Source organism: Pseudomonas sp. JDS08PS003, assembly GCF_045013505.1.
GTDB classification, from domain to species: domain Bacteria; phylum Pseudomonadota; class Gammaproteobacteria; order Pseudomonadales; family Pseudomonadaceae; genus Aquipseudomonas; species Aquipseudomonas protegens_B.
The window spans coordinates 5,113,852-5,127,544 of sequence record NZ_CP120724.1 but is presented as its reverse complement, the minus strand read 5'-3'; the positions used below and the strand labels follow the sequence as shown (position 1 = coordinate 5,127,544).

Below are 13,693 nucleotides of genomic sequence, written 5' to 3'. Positions count from 1 at the left end.
CCCTGCCTGGCTTGTGGCCAGTGGGCGGCAGGCATAATGTCCGCTTAATCCGCAGCCTGCTTAATCAACGCCTTTGTTACAGGACCGACCATGCACGTACTTGTCTGTGAAGATGATGAGCTGATTGCCAGCGGGATAGTCGCCGGCCTCACGGCCCAGGGCCTGACGGTCGAGCATGTGGCTACCGCTTCTGCGGCGCGGGCCATGCTCGGCGTGGCCGATTTCGACGTGATGGTACTGGACTTGGGCCTGCCGGATGAAGATGGTTTGAAGTTGCTCAAGCAACAGCGCCAGCAGGGCCTGGAGATTCCGGTGCTGATTCTCACCGCCCGGGACTCGGTGACCGACCGGGTCGACGGCCTGCAGGCCGGGGCCGACGACTACCTGCTCAAGCCGTTCGACCTGCGGGAACTGGCGGCGCGCCTGCACACCCTGTTGCGCCGGGTGGCGGGGCGCAGTGTCAACCTCATTGAACACGGACGCCTGACCTATGACCCCAGCACCCGGGAAACCCTGCTGGGTGGCCAGCCGGTGGACTTGTCCCGGCGTGAGCAATCCCTGCTCCAGGCGCTGCTGCACAACCGTGGCCGGGTGCTCTCCAGCGAGCAGCTCAAGGACAGCGTCTATGGCTTCAACGATGAGCTGGAGAGCAACGCGCTGAATGTGCACATCCACCACCTGCGACGCAAACTCGGCAACGGTATCGTCGAAACCGTGCGTGGCCTGGGCTATCGCCTGGGCCCGGCGGATGGCGAGGAGAATCCGTAAGTGAGGAGCCTGCGCCTGCGCCTGAGCATGACCCTCGGCGCTGCCTTCATTCTGATCTGGGCCCTGGCTGCGGCCTGGATGCTCAGTGATCTGCGCAATCAGATGATGTTCTCCCTGGACCAGCGCCTGGTGGCCTCGGCGCGCATGGTGGCCGGCCTGCTGGAACAGATGCCGACGCTGCCGTCCCACGCCCCGGGCAATCAGATCAATAGTGCGGCCCTGACCATTCCCGGGGGCATGGCCTGCCAGGTCAGTTCCTTGCGTGGGCAGATCCTGGCCCGCAGCCACAGCACTCCGGAACACACCCTGGAAGCCGAGAAGCTGGGCTTTCATGACCAGATGATCGACGGTGCGCCCTGGCGCACCTTCACCCTGGTGCGCGGTGACTTGCGCATCACCACCGCCGACCGTCAGGTGGAACGCGAGGCCCTGAACATGTCGGTGCTGCTCGCCGCTTCGGTGCCGGTGGGCGTGGCCTTGCTCGGCTGCCTGTGGCTGCTGTGGCTGGGCATCGGCCAGAGCCTGGCACCACTGAACCGGATCCGCGACGCCCTGATGCGCCGCAGCGCCGATTCCCTGGAGCCGCTGCAGATCCAGCCCATGCCCAGTGAGCTGCGGCCGTTGCTGGAAACCCAGAACCAGCTGTTCCAGCGCATCGCCAAGACCATCGAACGCGAGCGCCGGCTGACCGGTGACGCAGCCCACGAGCTGCGCAGCCCGTTGACCGCAATCAAGACTCACCTGCAAGTAGCGCGCATGACCGAAGGTGCGGCCCGTGACCAGTCCCTGGCCCGAGCCGAAGAAGGGGCCGACCGCATGCACCGGACCCTGGAGCAACTGCTGTTGCTGGCCCGGGTCGAGGGCAGCCTGTCGTTCGATGACGGTGTGCACTGCAACGCCGAGCAGGTGGCGCGCCTGGCGATCCAGGATGCCGCCGTGGGCGCCCGCGCCCGGGTCAAGGTGCACCTGGGGGACAACGCTGCCGAGGCCCCGGTGGAAATGCCCTCGACCCTGGCCATTGCCGCTTTGCGCAACCTGCTGGACAACGCCCTGCGGCATACGCCGCAAGAGTGCCCGGTGGAGTTGAATCTGGAGATTGTCGCCGGTCGCCTGCGCTTCCAGGTACGTGACCATGGCTCGGGTATCCCCGCAGAAAACCTGCAGCACCTGACGCAGCGCTTCTGGCGTGACAGCCAGAGCAGCGGTTGCGGCCTGGGCCTGGCGATTGTCCAGGCCATTGTCCAGCGTTGCGGTTGCGAGCTGCACTTTGACAGCCGCCCCGACGGCCTGCGCGTCGAACTGACCCTGCCTGCCCACCGCGCCTGACCCATCACCGTCCACTGTAGGAGCTGGCTTGCCAGCGAAGGGGCCCGAAAGATCGCCTTCGCCAGCAAGCTGGCGCCTACGGGGCGCTATGTGCAATTTCCCCGGCCCGGGGTGTAAATCCCGACCGCGCTGATGCGTTTTTAGAACAGGAAAACCTGTCAGTGCGCACCCTGCTTCGGCTGCGCATCCGGCCGGTGGCCGTTTTGCTCAAATTGCAGCGTGAGGGTTCGAGACATGTCAGCCGTTACCAGCCTTATGGAAGATTCGCCGGTGGGCCTTGGCGCCACCCCGGCAGAGACGCTTTACCAGTTCGACGAATCGCCCCTGCTGGCCCGTCAAAGTCGCCAGGAATCCAATGCCCGCAGCTATCCGCGACGCATCCCCCTGGCCCTCAAGCGGGCCAGCGGCATCCACGTCGAGGACGTCGAGGGCCGGCGTTTCATCGATTGCCTGGCCGGTGCCGGGACCCTGGCCCTGGGCCACAATCACCCGGTGGTGATCGCCGCGATCCAGCAGGTGCTGGCCGATGAGTTGCCGCTGTTGACCCTGGACCTGACCACCCCGGTCAAGGATCAGTTCGTCCAGGACCTGTTCGGCCTGTTGCCCGAGGCCCTGGCCGCCGAGGCCAAGATCCAGTTCTGCGGCCCCACCGGCACCGATGCCGTGGAAGCCGCGCTGAAACTGGTGCGCACCGCCACCGGACGCAGCACCGTGCTGTCGTTCCAGGGCGGTTACCACGGCATGAGCCAGGGCGCGCTGAGCCTGATGGGCAGCCTGGGGCCCAAGCGTCCGCTGGCGGGACTCTTGAACAACGGCGTGCAGTTTTTGCCCTTTCCCTATGACTACCGCTGTCCGTTCGGTCTGGGCGGCGCCGAGGGGGTCAAGGTCAACCTGCATTACCTGGAAAACCTGCTGAGCGACCCGGAAGCGGGAGTGGCCCTGCCGGCGGCGGTCATCGTCGAGGCCGTGCAGGGCGAGGGCGGGGTGATCCCGGCGGACCTGGAATGGCTGCGGGGTGTGCGTCGCATCACCGAGAAGGCGGGGGTGGCGCTGATCGTCGATGAAATCCAGAGCGGCTTCGGTCGCACCGGCAAGATGTTCGCCTTCGAGCACGCCGGGATCATTCCCGATGTGGTGGTGATGTCCAAGGCCATCGGCGGCAGCCTGCCGCTGGCGGTGATGGTCTATCGCGACTGGCTCGACACCTGGCAGCCGGGGGCTCACGCCGGCACCTTCCGCGGCAATCAGATGGCCATGGCCACCGGTTCCGCGGTGATGCGCTACCTCAAGGAGCACCGACTGCCCGAGCACGCGGCGGCCATGGGCGAGCGCTTGCGCGAGCACTTGCTGATCCTGCAACGCGACTACCCGCAGTTGGGGGATATCCGTGGCCGTGGTCTGATGCTCGGCGTGGAACTGGTGGACCCGGCCGGCGCGCCGGACGCCCAGGGCCATCCGCCACAGCATTCGCGCCTGGCTCCCCTGGTACAGCGTGAATGCCTCAAGCGCGGCCTGATCCTTGAACTGGGCGGGCGCCATGGCAGCGTGGTGCGCTTCCTGCCGCCGCTGATCATCAGCGCGGCGCAGATCGATCAGGTGGCGGGGATCTTCAGCAAGGCGGTGGCGGCGGCAGTGGCCAGCCTCTAATTTTTCGCAGCCCTGATTCGTTCCTTCTACACAACTGTCACGCCCGCGGCGCGGCACACCTTATTAGCGATGGAGACAAGCAATGACTTCAGTATTCGACCGTGAGGACATCCTGTTCCAGGTGGTGGTCAACCACGAAGAGCAATACTCGATCTGGCCCGACTACAAGGCCGTGCCCCAAGGCTGGCGCACTGTGGGCAAGAGCGGTTTCAAGAAGGACTGCCTGGCCTACATCGAGGAAGTCTGGACCGACATGCGTCCGCTGAGCCTGCGCCAGAAGATGGACCAGCAGGCTGTGGCCGGCTGATCTTCGGCACGGGCTCTGTAGCCGCTGCTCCAAACGCAAAAAAGCCCGCTGAACCCTTGAGGTCAGCGGGCTTTTTCATGCCCGGCGATCAGGTCGCGGGCTTGATGGCCTGCAAGGTGTAGCTCAAGGGCAGGCGCCATGGCGCGTCCTTGAGCCGCCATTCGCCGCGTTCATCAACGATCATCTGCCCGGGGAGGGCTTCCCAGGGGATGCTCTGGTGCTCCACCAGACCGGTGATCTGCAAGCCCTGGCCCAACAGGGCGCTGATGATTTCGCCCATGCCGTGATTCCACTCGTGGGTCACCGTGGCCTTGAGGCTGCTGTCGGTTTCCACGTAGGTGGCGTCATCGTCCCAGACCAGCGGCTCGCTACGTTCGAAGTAGGGAAACGCCACTTGCAGCGAGTCGCTGTGACCCTCGTCCAGGGCCCAGAGCATTGGATGCCCCTCGCGGATAAACAGCCGGCCACCGGGCTTGAGCAGGGCGCCGACGGTGTGCGCCCAGCGCTCGATGCTGGGCAGCCAGCACAGGGCGCCGATGCCGGTGTAGACCAGATCGAACTCGCCGCGGGGCAGGACTTCGGCGGCCGCGAACACGTCCGACTCGTGGTAGTCGATGGCGGTGTTGCAGCGCTGGGCCAGGGTCCGGGCTTCAGCCAGGGAGGCCGAGGAAAAATCCAACCCGCTCATCCGCGCGCCGAGGCGCGCCAGGGACAGGGTATCGGTGCCGATATGGCATTGCAGGTGCACGCCGCGCAGGCCCTGGATGTTGCCCAGCAGGGGGCGGTCGAACTGCACGACATCGGAGAGAAACTGCGGGTCGTCGACAAAGCGCTGCACCGCGTAATCCGCCGAGGCGGCGTGCAAGGGCGCGCGTTCGTCCCAATTGGTCTTGTTGAGTTTCAGGTATTCGCTCATGGCGTGGATTTCCTGTCTGGGCATTTTTGCGAAGCGCAGACTAGCACCGGGAAAGGACGACAATCTTGAGGGAATATGTAAGCGCCGCCGCCGAACCGGCGGCAGCGGCGACAGGGGTAGGCTCAGCTTTTCGGGGCCAGGGCCTGGGTGACTTTCTGCAGGTTGCCTTCCAGTTCGCCGAGTGGGTCGGCGCTGTCGGTTTCCAGCACCAGCAACTGGCTGCCGCCGGCGCTGACCGCGGCTTTCAGGGCATCGGACGGCTGGCGATGGTGCAGGACAATGGCCACATCATTGTCCTTGAGCCGGGCTTGCAGCTTCTGCAGCGCTTCGGGCGTCCATTCGTTGTCGGCGCGGGCGTCGACTTCCACCAGCTCCAGGTTCAGGCCGCTGACCAGATAGCCAAAGTGCTCGGAGAGGCTCAGCACGCTGAGGTTGTCGGCCTCGGCCAGGCGCGCTTCGCTGTCGGCGCTGAGTTTGAGCAGGCGTTGTTTCAGCCCCGCCAGGTTGTTCTCGATCTGTGGCTTGGCTTCGGGGGCCAGGCGTGCCAGGTCGGCGGCGAGCACATCCGCCATGCGTCCCAGGTTGTTGCTGGACAGCCAGGGCTGAGCGTTGAGCCCGTCGCTCTTGCCCGGTTGCAGGGCCACCCCGGGCAGGGCGCCGTCCACTGGGCGGGCGGCATCGATCTCGACGATACGGATGTTGCTGCGCCGGGCGTTGGGGTACAGCGGGTCGTCCGGCCAGATCGAACGCAGGCCGATCACCGCGTCGGCGTTCAGCGCCAGTTGGGTCAGGGCCGGGGCGCCGCGTCCGGTGAAGTAGGCGGTCTGCCGCGAGCCCGGCAGGTTGGCCGGGGCCGCCCGTTCCAGCTGGACGCGGGTGCCTTGCAGCAGGATCTGCCCCAGGCCGAAGGTCACCGGCAGGGAGGCCAGCACCGTCAGCGGTTTTTCCGAGGTGGCGCTGTGCAGCGCGGTATTGCCCATGCCGTGGCTGGCGACCACGCGCATCGGCTCGAAGTGGTCGCGCTCGGCCAGGGCCGGGGTGCTGATCAGGCCGCCGAGGACCAGGGCCAGGCTCAGCTGACGCAATGACAAGTGACGCAATGAACTGTGCATTTATCCGATATTCCCTTTCAGGCTGGGGACAGTGCCACGGGCGATGGCGGCCAGGGCGAAGGCGACACCGGCCACCAGGATGATTGCCGCGCCGGAGGGCACCGGCAGGTCGAAGACGATCGGCAGCAGGATGCCGCACAAGGTGCTGACGGTGGCGATGCTCACCGAGATCCAGAAGAAGCCCTTGAGGGACTGGCTGAGCAAGCGGGCGGCAGCGGCCGGAATCACCAGCAGCGCGCCCACCAGGATGGCGCCGATGACCTTGACCGCGGCCACGGTGATCAGGGTCACCAGGATCACGAACAGGTAGTCCAGGGTCTTGACGGCGACGCCGCGCACGGCCGCCAGCTGCGGGTTGAAGCTGGCCAGCATGATGCGGTTGTACAGCGGCAGGCTCAGGCCCAGCACCAGGGCGCCGACGATCAACAGCACCAAGAGGTCGTTGCCGTTGACCGTGAGCACCGAGCCGAACAGCACGTTTTCCAGAATGTGCACGTTGATCTTGCCGGCCAGGATCAGCAGCAGGCTGGCGCCCAGGGCCAGGGACACCGAGAGGAAGACCCCAATCAGGGTGTCCGGGGCCAGCCCGGTGCGGTTGCGCAGGTAGTTGAGGAGGATGCCGAACAGCAGGCAGTAGCCGAACAGGCTGCCGTAGGGACCGGTGTAGGGCTCGCCCAGGAGAATGCCGATGGCCACCCCGGTGAGGGCAGCGTGGCCTACCGCTTCGGAGAAGAAGGCGAAGCGCTTGACCACCACCAGGGTGCCCAGGCCACCGAGCACCGGCCCGATCAGCAGGCCGGCCAGCAGTGCATTGACCACGAACCCGTAGGCCAGGGCTTCGGGCAGGTAGCCGGCCGAAGCCCAGCCCTGGACCATCAGGCGAAAAGCTTCATAGGTCATCAGGCAGCACTCCCGGCGGTTCGTGGATGAGTGGAGAACAGGCCGAGCAGGCGCTCCGGGGTCAGGGTCTGCTGCGCCGGGCCGTCGAACAGCACCCGGCGATTGAGGCCGGTGACCCGGTCTGCCAGACGGCCCACGGCTTCCAGGTCGTGCTCGATCCACAGCAGGGTGATGCCGCTCTGGCGCCAATCGTGGAGCAGGCGTTCGAAGACCTGGATCCCGGCCTCGTCCAGGGCCGACATCGGTTCGTCCAGTACCAGCAGTTGCGGGGCCGGGATCAGACCCTGGGCCAGCAGCACGCGCTGGCGTTCACCGCCGGACAGAGCACCCATGCGCCGTTTGCGCTTGTCTTGCATGCCGACCCGTTCCAGGGCCTCGCCTATGGCCTGGGCGTAATGTCGGCTGAGGCCGAGAAAGGCCGGGCGGCGCTGGCACATGGCAGCCATGAAATCGTCCACGGTCATCGGCAGGCCACGGTCGAACTCCAGGGCCTGGGGCACGTAGCCGATGGTGCCGGGCGCATCCGGCCATTGCAGGCGCAATTGGCCCTGGTGCGGCATCTGCCCCAGCAGGGTCTTGATCAGCGAACTCTTGCCGCCGCCGTTGGGGCCCACCAGTGCGTGCACGCTGCCGGGCTGCACCTGGAAGGTCACGCGGTCGAGGATGGTGGTGTTGCCCAGGGTCAGGCTGACCTGATCGAACTCGATGGCCGGGCCCCGCAGCAGGGTCTCGATGGCGGTCATGCCCCGGCCTCCTGGATGGCCCGGACCACGGTGTCGAGGTTGCCTTTCATTTCCTTCTCGTATTTCTCGGCGCTGTAGTCGCCGTAGGAAATGTGCGACAGCGGGTAGAGCTTGACCCCGGATTCGCGCTGGATGGTCTCGACGTAGGTGGAGGGGAAGTCCATCTCCGAGAAGATCACCTTGACGTCGAGTTCCCGCAGTTGGTCGATGGTCTTTTTCAGCTGACTGGGGCTGGGCTCGATGCCGTGGGCCGGTTCCACCACCGCGGTGACTTGCAGGCCGAACTCGCGCAGCAGGTAGTCGTAGGCTGCGTGCACCGTGGCCACCCGCAGGTCGGCATTGGGTGCCTGGGTCAGCTTGGCCAGGGCATCGGCGCGCATCTGCCGCAGGCGCTTGCCATAGGCACGGGCGTTCTGGGTGTAGGTCTTGGCGTTGGCCGGGTCCATCTTGCCCAGCTCCCGGGCGATGTTGTTGACCTGGGCGATGGAGGCGCTGATGGACAGGAAGGTGTGCGGGTTGACCACTTTGCCGGCGCCCCGGGCGGCGACGCCGGTGGCGGCCAGCAGCGGCACGTTTTCGTTGGCTTCGATCACCGGGATGTCCGGGCGCTCGCTGGCGGCGATCATGCGGTCGGCGAAGTCATCGTGGCCCACGCCGTTGAGCACGATCACGTCCAGGGTGCCGATGCGCTTGATGTCCTCGGCCCGGGGTTCGTAGGCGTGGGGGTTGAAGCCGGCGGGAATCAGCGGTACCACTTCGGCCTTGTCGCCGACGATATTGGCCACGTAGCTGTAGTAGGGGTGCAGGGTGATGCCAATGCGCAGGCGCTTGGCCGGGTCGGCGCTGACCAGGGGGCTGAGCACCAGGGCCAGCAGGCTGACCAGCAGCACCCGCAGGAAGGGGCGGCGTTGCGATGAAATAGGCATGGGCTTGCAGTCTTCTCTCGGGGAGTACGTGGATTCAGTGGCGATGCTGGCGAGTCACCCCGGCATCGAATTGCGCGACCACCTGTTGCCAGCCGGCGGCGGCCAGCTGCGAGTCGCTGAGATCGACAGGCACGGTGACGGACGGGGCACGATTGAGCCAGATATCCACCTTGGCCTGATCCTCGGTATCCAGGCGCATCAGAAAGGAACCGGCCACTTGCGGGTTCTGGCTCAGGCCCAGGTAGGCCCGATCCTGCAATTGCCAGGCATGGCCACCACGGCTCACCGAGCTGGCGTCCTGGGCGAAGGGGGCGAAGCCTTCCTCGGCCAGTTGCTCCGGGCTCGGCAGCATCTGGCTTTCGGCCAGCAGCAGGTGGATTTCATCGAGGGTCACCCGCAGGTCGGCGTAGATGCCTTGTTCACCAGCGCTCAGGTCGCGGCGGGCGTCCAGTTGGTGGCTGGCGACGCTGGCGGTTTCGACTTTTTCGCCGCGCCACAGCACCACCGTGGCGGCCACACTCAGGATCAGCGCGCACAACAACAGCACATAGAGGGTTTCGTGGCCGGCGCCGGCGGGGCGCACGACCTGGGTGGTGGCTGGGTTCATGGGGCCTCGATATCCGCTTGGTCGATCTCGACCACGTGGCCGGGGCCCGCATCGAAGAGCACGTAAAACTCGCTGGCGGGCTTCTTGAAGGTCAGGGTCGAATCGGCCCCCAGCTTGCCCGGCACCAGAATGCTTTCGTCGTAGCCGATCACGTCCAGGGTCACCCCCGGTGCGCCGCTGCCATCGGAAAAGCCGCCGGTGCAGCGGATCTGCTCGGCGTCGATAGCCTTGCACTCGCACATCGGGTTGTGGGCCAGGGCGCTATGGCTGAAGGCGGCGCCCAGCAGCAACAGGGCAGCGCCGCCGAGGCGCCGGGTGGATACTGCGCGAATCATCATTTGCCTCCTTGTTTTTCGAGCCAGGCCACGGTGGCGGGTGAAGCCTGGCTCAGGGGAATGGATGCCTGGTGCATGCTGCCGTCCCAGCCTTCCATGGTGATCCACAGCTCAGCGTCGGCTTTGGTCTTTTCCGGAATCGGCAGGCTGGCCCCCATGCGATACGGGCTGCCGAAGAAGATCACTCCGGCGGCCCGCAGGCTGCGGGGTTTGCCGATGCGCAGGTAGGTAGCCTTGACCGGCTCGATGCAGGCCTGGCACAGGGCGGCGTTGAAGCTTTTCAGGTAGCCGGCGGGGCCATCGCTGCGGGGAGCTTCGTTGCGCATCTCGGCCAGGCGCAGGCTCCAGGGGCCAACCTGGACTTCGCCGATTTCTCGTTCCCCCAGGCCGCTTTCACCCCGAAACAATGCGACGTCGGCGAAGTACTTGGGCATGAAGCCCAGGGGGATCAGCAACAGCAGGATGTTCAGGTGAAAGCGCCATTTGTGCCAAAGCCGGCTCAGCAACGAAGGCGCGGTTGCGCTGTGGGTCTGGCTCACGAGTGGCTCTCCGAAGTTTCGATGCTCATGGCCGGGGTGGGCGTCGGCACGGGTTTGCTGGCGGGACGCGCACGAGCGGCCTTCTCCTCACGCTTGAGGGCGTTGGCGGTGGCCAGGGCGGTACGCTTGGTCCAGATCAATAGGCCGCTGAGGACCATCATGCTCAGCACCAGGCCGAAGAAGAACCAGATCAGCTTGACCCAAATCCCGCCAAAATCACCGGTGTGCAGCGGGCGCATGGACTCGGTGACGAACTCCAGGGTGTTGCGGTCGCTCAGCAGGTGCGAGGTGTCCAGGGAGCCGGTGTAGGGGTTGATGTTGGCGGTCTGGTACATCAGCGGGTACCAGCCACGACCGCCCACGTACAGGTGGCTGTAGGCATTGCTTGGCAGGCTGACGAAGCTGATGTCGAAGCCGGGGATCTTCTGGGTGGCGATGCCGATGGCCTGGTCCAGGCCGATCATCGGTGCCGGGCTGCCGTCAGTGGTGGCCGGCACCTGCTCGCGGGCGATGACCGGGACAATGGGTTGGCTGGAAATGCTGACGTGGTTGTCGGCGAGAACGGCCTCGATCAGGAACCAGGTGCCGGTGATCGAGATCACCGTGATAAACCAGATGGACCAGATACCGCTCAAGCGGTGGAAGTCGCCCCAGAAGATCCGTGCCCCATGGCGCAGGCGCAAGGTCGGCTTGAGAAAGCCCTTCCAGAACTTCTTGTAGACCACCAGTCCGGTGATCAACGAAATCAGCATCGGCAGGCCCAGGAACGATACCAGATACCAGCCCCAGCTATAGCCGTTGGTGAAGGGCACCAGCCACCAGCCATGCAGGGCCCGGGTGAAGCCCTGGAAGTCGAACTCTGGGCTGGTGCCCTGGATCACCCCGGTGTAGGGGTTGACGTACAGCGTCGGGGAGCGGCCGTCCGGGTAGCTGACGCTGACACTCAGGGCGAAATGGCTTTCGTCCGGGGTCACGATGGTATCGATGCGGGTGCTGGGTTCGGCCTGCTTGATGGCCGCCACGATCTGGTCGTAATTGAGCGGCTGCGCATCATCGCTGGGTTTGCTGGCTCGGATATCCGGATTGGCCAGCCACACGATCTCCTGGCTGACCACCGCCAGGGTGCCGGTGACACAGACGATCAGCACAAAGAACCAGATGGGCAGGGCCAGCCAGCTGTGCACCAGAAACCAGATTTTTGAACGGGACTTCTTCGACATGGAGTGGGCGTCTTGATTCGAGGAATGGAGCGGCACTGGAACCCTGGGCCGGGCCTGGCACAAAGGTGCCGGGCATAGCCTTGGCCAACGCGGCCTGCTGCATCTAATTAAGACGAATGAGAATCGTAAATCCTGAAAGGCGATATGAAAGTAAATGTTACGAAGCCCGGGAAACCCCATGAAAATGGGATTTTTCCTGGGCTTTCGGTTTGTGCATCAGGGGCGGCTGGCCGGAGTAGGAACTGGCTTGCCAGCGAAGGGGACCGTGAGATCGCCTTCGCCGGCAAGCCGGCTCCTACAAGAGGGGGGCCGTGAGAGGGGCTTTGCCGGCAAGCCGGTTCCTACGGTGTGTTGGGCCTCAGGGCGGGTCAATGGGGCTGTTGCTGGAACATTTCCTGCGCCCGTCGGCTGATTTCCTCGGTACTCAGGTCTTCCTTGCGGCTGGCCAGAAACCAGACATGCCCGAACGGGTCTCGCAGGCTGGCGCTGCGATCGCCATAGAACTGGTCCTTGAGCGCCGACACTTCGCTGCCGCCGGCGGCCAATGCCCGGGCGAAGCTGCTATCGACATCTTCCACGTACAGATGCAACCCAACCGAGGTCTTGTGGGTGTCCGGGCTGTCCATCGGGGTTTCTTCGCAGGGGCTGCCGAGCATGATGGCCGAGCCGCCGATGCGCAGTTCGGCATGGCCGACGCTGCCGTCGGGCATGTCCAGGCGCATGGTTTCCACCGCGCCGAAAGCCTGCTTGTAGAACTCGATGGCCTCGGCGGCGCGCTTGATGCCCAAGTAGGGAGTGACGCCGCTGAAGCCTTCGGGAATGGGTTTGACGCTCATCTGGGTTTCTCCTTGATGTTGTTTTTGGAAACGGGTCCGTCGCCGGATCGAGCAGCTTTCACTCTATACCCGGGAACCTTCGGTACCGGTGTGGGCCGACGAGGTGTCGTCCAGGCAACAGCGATTCACTGTTGGCCCACCAACAGCCCTCCAGCAATTTGTCTGGCGGCCCACTGGGCAACCGCCAGGAACGGCCTGTAAATCCTTGAATTCACAGGCCTGATCTTTCGGCACAGAAGCTGCAATGACGGGGTGGAACCTTCATTCGCCCCGAGAGCGCTGTATGTCTTCATTGCCTGAATCTGCCTTTTATCCCCTGCATACCCCGGCTGCCCATGTGATCCGCGATGGCGCCGAAGCGTTGGTCGTGGCCCGGCGCGTGGCGGCGGTCCTGCTGGAGCGGGACGCCGAGCGCGACCGCACTCGTGAGGTGCCCTCGCAGCTGGTCGACCTCTATTCCAACAGTGGCCTGTGGGGCATCAGCGTGCCCCGGGAATATGGCGGGGCCCAGGTGTCCTACGCGGTGCTGGCAGAAGTGATCGCCATCATCTCCGCCGCCGATCCGTCCCTGGGGCAGATCCCGCAGAACCACTACTGCCTGCTGGAAGACATCCGCCTGCAAGGCACTCCGGAGCAGCAGACGCATTTTTTCGCCCTGGCCCTGCAAGGCCACCGTTTTGCCAATGCGCTGTCGGAAACCGGCGGCAAGAACGTTCAGGACATTCAGGCCAGCATCCGTCGTTCAGGTGACGGTTATGTGATCAACGGCCGCAAGGGTTATTGCACCGGTTCGCTGTACGCTCACTGGCTGGCGGTGCTGGCTCTGGACGAGCAGGGCCGCGGGCAACTGGCCTTCGTGCCCCGGGGCAGCGAGGGACTGGCGGTGATCGATGACTGGGACAGCATCGGCCAGCGCACCACGTCCAGCGGCACGGTGCTGGCGCAAAACCTGCAGGTGCCGGCCTTCAACCTGTTCCCCACCTATCGCTCCTATGAAAGCCCGACCCTGGCCGGGCCCTTCGCCCAGCTGACCACGGCGGCCATCGACGCCGGCATCGCCCGGGCGGCGCTGCGGGACACCATCGCCTTTGTTCGTCAGCACGCCCGGCCGTGGATCGACGCCGGGGTGGAAAAGGCCAGTGAAGATCCATTGACCATCATCCAGGTGGGGGCCCTGGATATCCGCCTGGAGGCCGCCGAAGCCCTGCTGGAACGGGCCGGCCTGGCCCTGGACGCGGCGCGTCCGGCACCCGATGAAGACAGTGTTGCCCGGGCTTCCCTGGCGGTGGCCAAGGCCAAGGTGCTGACCACCGAGATCGCCATCGAGGCCAGCAACAAGCTGTTCGAGTTGGGCGGCACCCGCTCGACCCTCAAACGCCACAACTTCGACCGCCACTGGCGCAATGCCCGGGTACACACCCTGCACGACCCGGTGCGCTGGAAGTACCACGTGGTGGGCAACTGGCTGCTCAACGACATCAAGCCACCGCGCCACGACTGGTCCTGACGCC

15 protein-coding genes are annotated in these 13,693 nt (G+C 65.2%); 5 read left to right on the top strand and 10 right to left on the bottom strand.

The annotated features are described in order from the left end of the window. Window positions 1-90: 90 nt before the first annotated feature. The 4 genes from P7C00_RS22570 to P7C00_RS22555 all read left to right on the top strand — a co-directional run bounded on the left by P7C00_RS22570 (window position 91) and on the right by P7C00_RS22555 (window position 4,048). Complete coding sequence (locus tag P7C00_RS22570) at window positions 91-768, top strand: response regulator (RefSeq protein ID WP_041119327.1); 678 nt, start codon at window positions 91-93, stop codon at window positions 766-768. Continuing rightward, window positions 769-2,094, top strand: coding sequence for an ATP-binding protein (locus P7C00_RS22565; protein WP_346632112.1), 1,326 nt, complete (start codon window positions 769-771; stop codon window positions 2,092-2,094). A 234-nt stretch (window positions 2,095-2,328) separates the two neighbouring features. Next, window positions 2,329-3,741, top strand: a complete 1,413-nt coding sequence (locus tag P7C00_RS22560; protein ID WP_404937413.1) for an aspartate aminotransferase family protein — start codon at window positions 2,329-2,331, stop codon at window positions 3,739-3,741. Window positions 3,742-3,823: 82 nt separating this feature from the next. Next, window positions 3,824-4,048 (top strand): MbtH family protein, encoded by a 225-nt coding sequence (locus P7C00_RS22555; RefSeq protein ID WP_011062453.1) that lies wholly within the window; start codon window positions 3,824-3,826, stop codon window positions 4,046-4,048. Window positions 4,049-4,136: 88 nt separating this feature from the next. On the opposite strand, the gene P7C00_RS22550 is transcribed toward P7C00_RS22555, so the two are convergent. The 10 genes from P7C00_RS22550 to P7C00_RS22505 all read right to left on the bottom strand — a co-directional run bounded on the left by P7C00_RS22550 (window position 4,137) and on the right by P7C00_RS22505 (window position 12,182). Then, entirely contained in the window at window positions 4,137-4,964 is an 828-nt protein-coding gene (locus P7C00_RS22550; protein ID WP_404937412.1) for a class I SAM-dependent methyltransferase, read from the bottom strand. Between the two features lie 122 nt (window positions 4,965-5,086). After that, window positions 5,087-6,076: a metal ABC transporter solute-binding protein, Zn/Mn family gene (locus P7C00_RS22545; protein WP_346632109.1), complete on the bottom strand. Its 990-nt coding sequence runs from the start codon at window positions 6,074-6,076 to the stop codon at window positions 5,087-5,089. Then, the gene (locus P7C00_RS22540) at window positions 6,077-6,976 is read right to left on the bottom strand and encodes a metal ABC transporter permease (protein ID WP_011062450.1); all 900 of its coding nucleotides are present in this window, start codon (window positions 6,974-6,976) and stop codon (window positions 6,077-6,079) included. It lies immediately after the preceding gene. Continuing rightward, window positions 6,976-7,719 carry a metal ABC transporter ATP-binding protein gene (locus P7C00_RS22535; protein WP_404937411.1) on the bottom strand — a complete coding sequence of 248 codons (744 nt, stop codon included), beginning with the start codon at window positions 7,717-7,719 and terminating at the stop codon, window positions 6,976-6,978. The genes P7C00_RS22540 and P7C00_RS22535 overlap by 1 nt, the downstream gene beginning before the upstream one ends. After that, a complete protein-coding gene (locus P7C00_RS22530) occupies window positions 7,716-8,645 on the bottom strand; it encodes a metal ABC transporter substrate-binding protein (protein WP_346632107.1) in 930 nt (309 codons plus the stop codon). Before P7C00_RS22530 ends, P7C00_RS22535 begins: the two co-directional genes overlap by 4 nt. Window positions 8,646-8,679: 34 nt before the next feature. Continuing rightward, a complete protein-coding gene (locus P7C00_RS22525) occupies window positions 8,680-9,252 on the bottom strand; it encodes a DUF6162 family protein (RefSeq protein WP_404937410.1) in 573 nt (190 codons plus the stop codon). Continuing rightward, window positions 9,249-9,587 (bottom strand): hypothetical protein, encoded by a 339-nt coding sequence (locus tag P7C00_RS22520; protein WP_346632105.1) that lies wholly within the window; start codon window positions 9,585-9,587, stop codon window positions 9,249-9,251. Before P7C00_RS22520 ends, P7C00_RS22525 begins: the two co-directional genes overlap by 4 nt. Next, complete coding sequence (locus tag P7C00_RS22515) at window positions 9,587-10,126, bottom strand: thiamine pyrophosphate-binding protein (RefSeq protein ID WP_404937409.1); 540 nt, start codon at window positions 10,124-10,126, stop codon at window positions 9,587-9,589. The genes P7C00_RS22520 and P7C00_RS22515 overlap by 1 nt, the downstream gene beginning before the upstream one ends. Next, entirely contained in the window at window positions 10,123-11,346 is a 1,224-nt protein-coding gene (locus P7C00_RS22510) for a PepSY domain-containing protein (protein WP_346632103.1), read from the bottom strand. The genes P7C00_RS22515 and P7C00_RS22510 overlap by 4 nt, the downstream gene beginning before the upstream one ends. 368 nt (window positions 11,347-11,714) lie before the next feature. Beyond that, entirely contained in the window at window positions 11,715-12,182 is a 468-nt protein-coding gene (locus P7C00_RS22505; protein WP_404937408.1) for a VOC family protein, read from the bottom strand. 283 nt (window positions 12,183-12,465) lie between these two features. On the opposite strand from P7C00_RS22505, the gene P7C00_RS22500 reads away from it, so the two are divergent. Then, window positions 12,466-13,689: an SfnB family sulfur acquisition oxidoreductase gene (locus P7C00_RS22500; protein WP_346632101.1), complete on the top strand. Its 1,224-nt coding sequence runs from the start codon at window positions 12,466-12,468 to the stop codon at window positions 13,687-13,689. Window positions 13,690-13,693 lie beyond the last annotated feature (4 nt).